Source organism: Staphylococcus petrasii, assembly GCF_002902565.1.
Classification (GTDB): Bacteria; Bacillota; Bacilli; order Staphylococcales; family Staphylococcaceae; genus Staphylococcus; species Staphylococcus petrasii.
Genome location: NZ_PPRC01000028.1, coordinates 24,516 through 35,786, shown reverse-complemented (window position 1 = coordinate 35,786; position 11,271 = coordinate 24,516). Strand labels below are relative to the sequence as shown.

Here is an 11,271-nt window from a genome sequence, read left to right as displayed (position 1 = left end):
TTTTAACACTTTAATATGCCAAACGTATATAACTATACTAATTTTTAAAAATTAACTTTATTATAAATGATAATGATTATCAATTATATAGTCAAATAAAAGTACCCTTGAAAGTAAACATGTTACTTTTACTTTCAAGGATACTTAATTTATTTATATTTATCGTTTTTGAGTTTTTCGTTTTTAGTTGGAACATCTTTTGGATCATCATATGTTTCTTCATCATCTGTATGACCTTTAGCCATGTCTAAGTTCTTGTCTAAATTTTTCTTTTTCTCTTTTTTAGAACGTTTATCATAGGCACGTTCTTCAAATATTGAACCCCATATTAATCCAAAAATAACGCCAATCGTTACAAGGATAATTAAGATTAATATAATCCATTTAATAATATCAAATGCCATGTTAACTCACCTTCCTTCAACATTGGACAATCATATATTTTGTATTGTTATACTTCTTATTATATATGTTTCCCGTTCTGTTTCGGCTTCAATCATAAAGTGAGAAAACATGCCTTGGCCTTTTCCAAAAATAAAAGAAAACCACGATGCCATATTGTAAGGAATCGTGGTTAAGGTTATTTCAAATTATGAAATATAGTTGTATGAACCTGCTTGGCTAGCTGGGATTGTACGTGTTGAAACGACACCAGGTCCGCCGTTGTAGTTCATTTCTGAAACGTTAACTGAGCCGTCATTATTTACGTTCTCAACGTATGCAACGTGGCCATAAGCGCCTTGAGTTGTTTGCATAACTGCACCTGCTTTAGGTGTGTTGTTTACTGTGTAACCGCTTTGTGCTGCTGCGTTTGCCCAGTTATTTGCGTTGCCCCATGTGCTACCTACTGAGCCGCCTACTTTATCGTATACGTAGTAAGTACATTGGCCAGCTGTGTAAAGGTTAGCGCCTGAGCTTGATTGACCTGCGAATGCTTTACTGCTTGAGTTGTTTGATGATTGTGTTGTTGGTGCTTTTTGAGTTGTTACTTGAACGTTGCGGTTTGATGTTGAATAATTTGAACCTAAGCCGCCACCGTTATTGTTGTTCGCAGTATATGATTGAGTGTTGTTGTTTGTAGTTTGGTTTTGAGTGTAGCCATTATTGTTGTTATAGCTATAGTTATAATTGTAGTTTTGAGTTTGGTTGTTTGCAGTTTGTTGACCGCCTTGTTGTGCTTGTTCTGGGCTCCAGTTACCTTGCCAGTTGTAGTGATAGTTACCTTGTTGGTCAATTGTATAAGTGTAGCTATATGAATAAGGATCGTTAGGGTTATATCCATTATTGTTTTCCGCTGCATCTGCATCGTGATTTGCTAGTCCGAAAGTTGCGATACCTGCTGTTGCGATTGTAGCTGTAGCGATTTTTTTCATAATTAAATATCCTCCTAGATTTGTTTGAAAATGATTTTTTCTCGTGGCTACTTACAATTTACATTTATTTACATTTCTAAGTAATGCTTAAGAATTTTTTCTCGTTAATTAACGACAAGACACACTCTAACAGACATACAAGGGTTTGTGTGCAATGTTAAAGCTTTGTAAATGAATCATAATAATGTAACGACGTTTGTAAAAAAAGTTAGAGTTTATTACAACTTCTATAATCTTTCCATGCCAGTGGTTTTGTGACTTTTTTCAACAGTGTCTCTCACGACTTTGTAATTTATCTGATTATTTTAAAGATGTTTTGTTTCATAAAAATAGGATAAAGCAATGCTTTATCCTATTAATAATCATTAAATTAAATTGTTACTGTGCCAATCAACATTGCGATAATGAGCAAGACTATCGCAAAGCCCCATATCCAGAAGAAAGCATATTTAATGTAAGTACCCATATTTGCTTCAGCAAGTCCAATCGCTAACCAAAGTGCTGGTGAGAACGGACTTACAAATGTACCTACGATATTACCAATAACCATTGAATATGCTGTAGAAACTGGATTAACTCCAAATTGACTTGCCGTTTGTTCTACTATAGGAAGTAATGCGAAATAATAAGCATCTGTACTTGTTAGTAAATCAAGAGGCACGCCGAAGATACCTACAATTATATGTAAATATGGACCTACAGCGTCTGGAATGATTTTAATAAGGTTTGTGGCGATGGCTTTTAACATTCCCGTTTCATTTAACACACCTAAAAACATCCCTGCCGCAATGATAACAGCTGCCATCATTAAAGCGTTAGGCGCATGTGCTTTTAAGCGATTCATCTGATCGTCTACATTTGGGAAGTTAATAATTAATGCCACTGCTACACCAATCATAAATGCAAATTCTGGTGGCGCGATATTCGTTAACATCATTAAGATAACTAAGAAAGTCAGCAACATATTAACCCAAATGACCCAACCGTGTTTTACTGCTCGACCTCTTACTGGGAATTTAATATCTTGATCACGTTCATAATTTCTCACAAGTTTATGGATATCAATGTCAATAGTCGGCTCTAGTTCTCCTTTGTCGATAGCCTTCTTAATTCTTTTTTGCTCTCTAAAGCCTAAATACGTTGCGAAAATGAGGACTAAAATGAAACCGATAATTTGTACTGGTATTAAGCCATACCATAATTCATTGACACTTTTAGCTTTTAATACTGACGCAACACGTGCCATTGGACCGCCCCAAGGTACCATATTCATAATTGCTGCACTAATTGCGAGTAATAAAATTAATAAATACTTATTCATATTTAACGCTTTATATAATGGCAATAATGCTGGAATTGAGAGTAAAAAAGTAACAGCACCTGCACCATCTAACTGCGCAAACATCCCAATAACTGCAGTAATAATACTTACAATCACCACATTACCTCTTGTCATTAAAATCAAGCGCTTAACAATTGGTTTAAATAAACCACTATCTGTCATTAAGCCGAAGAAAATAATAGCGAAGATAAACATAATAACTACATTTATTACAGATTCTAAACCACTATTAAAAAACTTTACTAAATCTCCTATGCCATATCCTAAAATCAATGCCCCAACACTTGGAATTAAAATCATACCTACGACTGGACTGATTTTCTTCGCAATTAACAGCCCCACAATTGAACCTATGATTAAAATCCCCATAATTGTTAACCACATACTATTATCATGCATGAAATCCCCCCCAATTGATTCAGTTGCATTCTCCCAATATTCCCACTTATCAAAAGAAAGCGTTTACATAATTATACCAAATCTATTCTTTTTAGATATTAAGTTTTATTTATAAAGTAAAATAAGTTATGTATATATAAAAAAACGCATTATCAACATAATTAAATGTCGATAATGCGCTTTAATAATCTATTTAAATATATTGTTTTTCTTTTAAGTAGTTAAGAATCACTTCTACAGATTCTTCTACGCTTTGTTGTTCTGTATTAATAGTAATTTCTGGTTGTTTTGGTGCTTCGTATGGTGCGCTAATGCCAGTGAATTCTTTGATTTCACCTGAACGTGCTTTTTGGTAAAGTCCTTTAGGGTCTCTTTTCTCACATTCTTCCACACTGCATTCTGTATAAACTTCGATAAATTCTCCATCTTCTAAGATAGCGCGTACGTCATCACGGTCTGCTCTATATGGAGAGATAAACGCTGTAATAGCAATTGTGCCAGCATCTACTAATAATTTACTTACTTCGCCAATACGACGAATGTTTTCTTTACGATCTTCAGGACTGAAACCTAAATTCTTATTTAATCCATGACGCACATTATCGCCGTCTAAACGATAGGCATGTTTCCCTTGTTCAAATAATGCTTGTTCAAGTGCAACTGAAACGGTTGATTTACCTGAACCTGATAGGCCTGTAAACCAAATCACTACACTCTTATGACCATTCTGTTGTTGTCTATCTGCTTTCGTTACTTCAGAATCGTGCCATGTAATATTACTTGATTGACTCATGCTTTTACCTCCACTTATTTTTGTTTCAAACCTCTAATTAACACTTCTGCTACTTCTGGTCTTGAGAATTTAGTTGGTAATGTTTCACCATTGCGTAATTTTTCTCTTACTTTTGTACCACTTAAATGAACATGTTCTGATGCATCGTGTGGGCATGTTTTTGCTGTAGCCATGTTGCCACATTTTTCACAATAAAAAGCATGTTCAAATTTCAAGATTTGAATATCTAATTCATCTTCAAATTGAGAAATAAGTTCTTGAGCTTCATACGTACCGTAGTAATCACCTACACCTGCATGGTCACGGCCGACGATGAAATGTGTACAACCATAGTTTTTGCGGACTGTCGCATGTAAGATTGCTTCACGTGGTCCTGCATAACGCATTGCTGCGGGATAGATGACTAAACGTGCTCTATTTTTCGGGAAGTAGTTTTTAAGAATTGCTTGATAACTTTCCATACGTACATCTACTGGAATATCGTCTGCTTTTGTTTCACCTACTAATGGATTGAGTAGTAAGCCATCCACAATTTCTAACGCTGATTTTTGAATATATTCATGTGCGCGGTGAACAGGGTTACGTGTTTGGAACCCTACAACTGTTTTCCAACCAAGATCATGGAATAATTGACGTGTTTCAGCTGGATCTAAATGATAATCTGAGAATTCATCATGTTTTGGACGATTCACTAATTGGATAGGACCAGCTAAGTAAACATTACCTTTTTCATAAACCTTTTTAACTCCTGGGTGTGCTTCTTCAGTAGTACCATAGACATTTTGTGCTTCTTTTTCTTTGTCATACGTATATTTTTCTTCAATTTTTAATGTACCGTATAATTCGCCATCTTCCCCGTAAAGCGCCACGTCATCGCCAACTTCTAATTTAGCTGCTTCGTCTTCAGTTACTGGCAATGTGATTGGAATACTCCACACTAAACCATTTTCAAGATGCGTGTTTTCAACAACTTTAGTGTAATCCGCTTCACCCATGAAACCAGTTAATGGACTAAATCCACCAATAGCGATTAACTCTAAATCAGAAATTGCCCATGGATTTAACGTAATCTTCTTAAATGATTTCGCAACTTCGATTAAAGTTTCTCTTTCTTCACCTTCAACTACGCGATTAATTAATTCGCCACCATGTGGTTTAATTGTGTAATTATTAATTGTTTCATTTGTTGCCATAACTTCATAACCCCCTTTTCTAATTAAATTGATTAGTTTACTCGGTTTTACTTGTAAGAAAAAGACAATTTTTTGTTGCGAATAAGCGTGATAATCACTAAAATCACAATCGCACAAATAATTGCGAATCTAATAATATTAGTTATTGTGGCATCGCTACCAAAGTATTTCAGCAATGCGTTACTATTTGTGAAAATGATTAACCCACCGACACAAATAGCTAAAATATTAATTGGTAAGATTTTAGTAAGATAAGCAGAAATAGGTGCTGCTACCATACCGCCAACACTTAACGCGATGACAAACCACCAATTAATTTGTGTGATACCTAAAAAGAGAATAAAACTTATTGATGTTGATAGAGTGACGAAAAACTCACTCGCTGATACTGTACCAATCGCATAACGCGGTTGAATCTTATGACTTGCCAATAACAAAGGTGTATTGACCGGTCCCCATCCACCGCCACCAATGGCATCTAAGAAACCTGCGATAGCACCTTGTGGCACAAGTTTCGCACTACTTAACTTTCCAACATGCGTGTGAAGTTCTTTATGTCGTTTAAATAGGAATTGATATAAAATATAAATTCCCATTGAAAGTAAGAACAGAGCGATATATGGCTTAATATAGTCTCCATGTATTTGCGTCAATAATGCTGCGCCAATGAACCCACTGATTGCACCAGGAATCGCTAGCTTTAACATGGTCGGTTTATGTACATTTTCAAATTTCCAATGTGACGTTCCTGAAGCTGCCGTTGTAGCTATTTCGGAAAAGTGCACAGTGGCGGATACAATCGCAGGTGCAATGCCATACGTTAACAAAATAGATGATGATGAGGCCCCGAAACCCATTCCGAGTGATCCATCAACAAGTTGGGCTAAAAATCCAGCTAATGCAAATATAAATAATTTCCTCATATATCACACGCCCCTTCATATTAAACTTGTGATTGGAGCCATCGCATGAATTCTCGTTGCTTATCTTCATTCAAGTAAGTTTCAGATAAAATCTGTTGTAATAAATTTTGCTTTTCAGATGGCTCTATTGGTAATGCTTTAATGCGCTGTCTGCTTTGATACAAAAATTCTATATAAGTGTCATAACGTTCATCGTACATATCACTTAATGTAGAGATGATTTGCGCGCCTAGTTTAGGACTGGCGCCATTCGTTGAAACACTCATCGTTAATCGTCCACGTTGTAAAATACTAGGAAATGTGACGTCTCCTGCCTGTGCGTCTGCTGCGTGATTAAGTAAGACTCCTTTAGGTAAACTTTCTTTCACTTGCGTGTTCACTTCAGGCTCATTTGTCGCAACTACTACAAGATAAGCTCCTTCTAAATCACTTGGTTCAAAGGCTTTTTCACTCCATGTAATGCGACCTTCAGTCACTAATGTGTGTAAGGCTGGTGTGAGTGAAGGACTCACAATATGAACATTGGGACAATACGTTATTAATGTAGTGGCCCGTCTTGTTGCTACTTGTCCACCACCAACAATGACAATATGTTTATCAGTTAAATCAATCATAAGTGGCATACTATTCATACTGTTTCCCCCATTCACTTCGCCTCTATGCCGATTTATTTACCTACATTATAACTAAGGTAAGGTCATTTCTAAATCAGCAACTTGTTCTTTAAACCAGCTAATCTTCTGTCTCATTTGCACTACATCGCCAATCACAATCATCGCTGGATTCTTAATCTCAGATGCTTGTTCGACAATTGTGCCTAATGTGCCGGTAACAGTCTTCTGGGAAGCAGTTGTTCCTAAATGTACTAACGCCACAGGTGTATCTATCGATTTACCATGACGGATAAGCAATTCACAAATTTCAGGCAAGCGCTTCACACCCATGTATACACACAATGTTTCTGGTCCATGTGCAAGATGTTCCCAGTATGCGTCTTTCGACATGCCAGGTTTATTCACTGCTGTAACAAACGCAACGGAAGAACTATAATCTCTATGCGTCACTGGAATGCCCGCATAAGCTGGTGCTGCAATACCTGAAGTAATACCAGGGACGATTTCAAATGGGATTTGGTGTTGTGCTAAGATTTCAGCTTCTTCACCGCCACGACCGAAGACAAACGGGTCGCCCCCTTTTAGACGCGTAATCGTATGCCCCTTCTTCGCTAAACTGACCAACATTCGATTCGTTTCCTCCTGCGGTAAAGAGTATTTATTCGGATCTTTACCACAATAGAAGAATTTCGTTGATGGTTTCGCAAATTCTAAGATTTCTTTATTCACTAAACGATCATACAGAATAACGTCTGCCGCTTGAATCGCCTTCATACCTTTAATCGTTAATAAATCAGGATCACCAGGCCCTGCGCCTACTAGATAAACTTTTCCCATCCTGTCACCCCCCGTTTTTTATTTTTCTGAAAATTAACTATGGAAATCTTGGCCACCGTGAACTTTAGCTACTACACCAGAGCGAATAACAAAGTCACCGAAATGTTCACCTTCAAGACGTTCTTTACCATAATCCATAAGAATAGGACGTAAGCTTTCAAGAATTTCTTCTTCGCCAATATTCTCTTTATACAATTTATTTAAGCGATCACCGTTAAAGCCACCACCTAAATACATATTGTATTTACCAGGCGCTTTACCGATAAATGCAATTTCAGCAAGTGCTGGTCTTGCACAACCATTTGGACAACCTGTCATACGAATCGTAATTTCTTCATCGTTCAGACCCGCTTCATCTAATAAATCTTCTATCTTAGAAACTAAAGATGGTAGATAACGTTCTGATTCTGCCATAGCCAAGCCACATGTTGGAAAGGCTACACAAGCCATTGAATTACGACGTAAACCTGTATAATTCTTACCGTCTGTTAAACCATATTGGTCAATAAGACTTTGAATTTCTTCTTTTTTCTCAGGAGTTACATTAGCAATAATTAAGTTTTGGTTTGGAGATAATCTGAAGTCGCCCGTATGTGTTTCTGCGATTTTTCGCAATGCCGTTTTTAATTGATAATCTTCTGTATCTTTCACGCGTCCATTTTGAATAAACAATGTATAATTCCAAACGCCTTCTTCGCCTTCAATCCAACCTAAACGGTCGCCGTTATGTTCAAATTCGAAGTCACGTGCTTCTTCAATTTCCCATCCTAAGCGTGAATTAAGTTCTTCAACTACTTTGTCCACACCTAAGCGGTCCACTGTATATTTGAAACGTGCATTTTTACGATTCTCACGATTGCCGTAGTCGCGTTGAATCGTTAGTAATGCTTCACAAACGTCAACGGCTTTATCTTTAGGAATAAATCCAGCTAAACGTCCTACTTGAGGATACGTATCCGGGTTACCATGTGTCATACCCATACCGCCACCGATTGTGACATTAAATCCGATGAGTTCTTCATTCTCAACAATAGCGATAAGGCCAATATCTTGAGAGTAGACATCAATGTCATTTGAAGGTGGAACCGCGATACCAATTTTAAATTTACGTGGTAAATATCTCTTACCGTACATTGGTTCCACTTCTTCAGCTGAATCTAAAACTTTCTCTCCATCTAACCAAATTTCATGATACGCATTTGTTTTAGGTAATAAATGATCACTAATTGCTTTAGCATAATCATTAATTTCTTTATGGATACTTGATTGATATGGGTTAGGGTTACACATCGTATTACGATTGACATCCCCACATGCTGCAATCGTATCAAGTACTGCTTCGTTAATCTTTTGCATTGAAGATTTTAGATTGCGTTTTAAAATGCCATGGAATTGGAACGTTTGACGTGTCGTTAATTTCATCGTTTGGTTACCATAACGTTCTGAAATATCATCCATTGCTAACCATTGTTCTGGCGTCGCTTTACCTCCTGGTAGACGAACACGAATCATGAAGCTGTATGCCGGTTCAAGCTTCTGTTTACGACGTTCATCACGTATATCTCTATCATCTTGTTGATAGCTACCATGGAACTTTAATAATTTCGTATCATCGTCAGAAATAGCACCAGTTAAAGGATCTGCTAAACCTTGTTCAATCGTTCCACGTAAATAATTACTATCGTCTTTGAGATATTCTAAGGCATCAAGCTTTTGGTTTAATTCATCAGATATTTGCTTATTTGTTTTAGCCATTAAATACCACCCCTTCTTTAGTACACATCACGTTGATAACGTTTATCTTTTTTCATTTGTTTAAGATATGCTTCAGCATCTTCTTCAGATAAGTTTTGTTCTTTAATTAAGACGTTGCGAATCGCTTGATGTACGTCTTTAGCCATGTTCTTTTCATCGCCACAAATATAGATTGAAGCGCCATTTTGTAGCCATTCATTAAACTGTGCACTATGTTCTGAAATACGATGTTGTACATACACTTTTTCATCTGTATCGCGTGAGAATGCGACATCCATTTTGCCTAATGTACCGTCTTTCAACCATTCTTGCCATTCAGTTTGATATAAGAAGTCGGTTGTAAAGTGTTGATCACCAAAGAATAACCAAGTGTTACCTTTGAATCCACGTTCTTCACGCTCTTGCATATACGCTCTAAATGGCGCGATACCTGTACCAGGACCAATCATAATCACTGGTGTGTCACCATCTGTCGGGAACTTGAAGTTTGGATTACGTTTTAAATAAATTGGTACTGTATCGCCTGGTTGAATACGTTCAGCAAATTGTACAGAACATACACCTGAGCGATCACGGCCATGCGCATTATATCTTACTGCACCTACTGTAATATGCACTTCATCTGGTAAAGCTTTGTAACTGCTTGAAATTGAATATTCTCTTGGTGGTAATTTTCTAAGTAATTGATATAAATTTTCCGGTTGTAATTCTGTTGTATCGAAATCATTTAATAAGTCGATTAAGTCACGACCTTCGATATAACTTTGAATCCATTCGTTATCTTCGACATTTTCATTGAGCTCATCATTATCAAATAATGAAGCTGCATTGATAAGCAATGGTTTAGTTAATTTTGTGATTTCAAAATGTGTTGTTAAGGCATCTTCAAGTGATAAAGTATCGCCTTCATCCGAAATTTGAACTTGCTCTTCTGGGTCCCAGCCTAATGTACTGATGAGTAAATCAACTAGTGCTGGATCATTTTGTGGTAAAACGACTAAACAATCGCCTACTTCATATTCTTCACCAAAGTTATCTAATAAGAATTCAATATGACGTGTTTCTTTATTAGAACCTCGACCATTTAAGTTAATGTTTTCTAACACTTCCGCTTGATACGGATTTGATTTTGAGAATTTCTTCTCTTTTGCCGATTTAATAGATTCACTGACAACTTGTTCATTTTGTGTGCCTTCTGGCGCTGTATCAATAGCATTAATAACGTTTGCCATCCACTTTTCAGCGGCTTCTTCATAATCAACATCGCAATCTACGCGATCATAAATTCTTTCAGCACCTAACTCGCCAAGCTTTCTATCAAAGTCACGACCTGTTTGACAGAAGAACTCATAAGTTTGGTCACCAAGCGCTAATACAGAGAAGCGCACGCCTTCAAGTTTCGGCGCTTTACGTCCATGAAGAAACTCATGAAGTTCAGCTGCGTTATCTGGTGGATCCCCTTCACCTTGTGTAGATGTAATGATGAATAAGTCTTCAACGTTTTTAAGATTCTTAGGTTTAAATTCATCCATCGCTTTTAAAGTAACGTTATGACCAATGTTTGATAAACGTTCTTCAAAGATTTCCGCTAAACCTTGCGCATTACCTGTTTCAGAACCATAAAGTAATGTGATACTACGTTTCTCAGGTGTAATGGCAGGTTCTTTATCTTGCAACATTGCTTCTGTGTTGGCAGATAGTTCGCCTTGAGCTGTCGCTTGATTTGATGTCCCAGTTTGAGATTGAGCTGGTGCACCATTGGCTGTAAATTGTTGATTTGCAACTAAGTAACCACTTAACCATACCTTTTGCTCTGGTGTAAGCGTCTGTAGTAATTCATTAATTTGTGTGGCTTGGCCTTCTGTAAAAGGACTATTTGTGACACTTAAATTCAATGTTATCCACCTCTTATTCCGTAAAAATACAATTTTATTTTATTCAAATACTATCTTTATTATGTAAGAAATATATCCGGATTTACAATAAAATTCGGATATATTTTTATTTTTAAAAACCTATCAGAATACTAGGCTTTATATTTA

General features: G+C 36.7%; 10 protein-coding genes. All 10 read right to left on the bottom strand.

The window, feature by feature from the left end:
- Positions 1-149: 149 nt before the first annotated feature.
- Complete coding sequence (locus tag CD127_RS05995) at positions 150-404, bottom strand: hypothetical protein (RefSeq protein ID WP_103366101.1); 255 nt, start codon at positions 402-404, stop codon at positions 150-152.
- A 186-nt stretch (positions 405-590) separates the two neighbouring features.
- Positions 591-1,373: a CHAP domain-containing protein gene (locus tag CD127_RS05990; protein ID WP_103366100.1), complete on the bottom strand. Its 783-nt coding sequence runs from the start codon at positions 1,371-1,373 to the stop codon at positions 591-593.
- 370 nt (positions 1,374-1,743) lie between these two features.
- Complete coding sequence (locus CD127_RS05985; RefSeq protein WP_103366099.1) at positions 1,744-3,114, bottom strand: CitMHS family transporter; 1,371 nt, start codon at positions 3,112-3,114, stop codon at positions 1,744-1,746.
- A gap of 193 nt (positions 3,115-3,307) precedes the next feature.
- On the bottom strand, positions 3,308-3,907 hold the full coding sequence (gene cysC, locus CD127_RS05980; RefSeq protein WP_103297260.1) for an adenylyl-sulfate kinase: 600 nt from the start codon (positions 3,905-3,907) through the stop codon (positions 3,308-3,310).
- 14 nt (positions 3,908-3,921) lie between these two features.
- The gene (gene sat, locus CD127_RS05975) at positions 3,922-5,100 is read right to left on the bottom strand and encodes a sulfate adenylyltransferase (protein ID WP_103366098.1); all 1,179 of its coding nucleotides are present in this window, start codon (positions 5,098-5,100) and stop codon (positions 3,922-3,924) included.
- A gap of 47 nt (positions 5,101-5,147) precedes the next feature.
- Positions 5,148-6,023, bottom strand: a complete 876-nt coding sequence (locus CD127_RS05970) for a sulfite exporter TauE/SafE family protein (RefSeq protein WP_103297258.1) — start codon at positions 6,021-6,023, stop codon at positions 5,148-5,150.
- 20 nt (positions 6,024-6,043) lie between these two features.
- Positions 6,044-6,655 carry an NAD(P)-binding protein gene (locus CD127_RS05965; RefSeq protein WP_103366097.1) on the bottom strand — a complete coding sequence of 204 codons (612 nt, stop codon included), beginning with the start codon at positions 6,653-6,655 and terminating at the stop codon, positions 6,044-6,046.
- A 54-nt stretch (positions 6,656-6,709) separates the two neighbouring features.
- A complete protein-coding gene (cobA, locus tag CD127_RS05960; protein ID WP_103366096.1) occupies positions 6,710-7,474 on the bottom strand; it encodes a uroporphyrinogen-III C-methyltransferase in 765 nt (254 codons plus the stop codon).
- Between the two features lie 33 nt (positions 7,475-7,507).
- The gene (gene cysI / locus CD127_RS05955) at positions 7,508-9,229 is read right to left on the bottom strand and encodes an assimilatory sulfite reductase (NADPH) hemoprotein subunit (protein WP_103366095.1); all 1,722 of its coding nucleotides are present in this window, start codon (positions 9,227-9,229) and stop codon (positions 7,508-7,510) included.
- A gap of 17 nt (positions 9,230-9,246) precedes the next feature.
- Entirely contained in the window at positions 9,247-11,124 is a 1,878-nt protein-coding gene (locus tag CD127_RS05950; RefSeq protein WP_103366094.1) for an assimilatory sulfite reductase (NADPH) flavoprotein subunit, read from the bottom strand.
- Between the last annotated feature and the right edge of the window lie 147 nt (positions 11,125-11,271).

Bases quoted from the DNA above. Each gene is read 5' to 3' on its own strand.
- CD127_RS05995 (WP_103366101.1), bottom strand. From the start codon at position 404: ATGGCATTTGATATTATTAAATGGATTATATTAATCTTAATTATCCTT.
- CD127_RS05990 (WP_103366100.1), bottom strand. From the start codon at position 1,373: ATGAAAAAAATCGCTACAGCTACAATCGCAACAGCAGGTATCGCAACT.
- CD127_RS05985 (WP_103366099.1), bottom strand. From the start codon at position 3,114: ATGCATGATAATAGTATGTGGTTAACAATTATGGGGATTTTAATCATA.
- cysC (WP_103297260.1), bottom strand. From the start codon at position 3,907: ATGAGTCAATCAAGTAATATTACATGGCACGATTCTGAAGTAACGAAA.
- sat (WP_103366098.1), bottom strand. From the start codon at position 5,100: ATGGCAACAAATGAAACAATTAATAATTACACAATTAAACCACATGGT.
- CD127_RS05970 (WP_103297258.1), bottom strand. From the start codon at position 6,023: ATGAGGAAATTATTTATATTTGCATTAGCTGGATTTTTAGCCCAACTT.
- CD127_RS05965 (WP_103366097.1), bottom strand. From the start codon at position 6,655: ATGAATAGTATGCCACTTATGATTGATTTAACTGATAAACATATTGTC.
- cobA (WP_103366096.1), bottom strand. From the start codon at position 7,474: ATGGGAAAAGTTTATCTAGTAGGCGCAGGGCCTGGTGATCCTGATTTA.
- cysI (WP_103366095.1), bottom strand. From the start codon at position 9,229: ATGGCTAAAACAAATAAGCAAATATCTGATGAATTAAACCAAAAGCTT.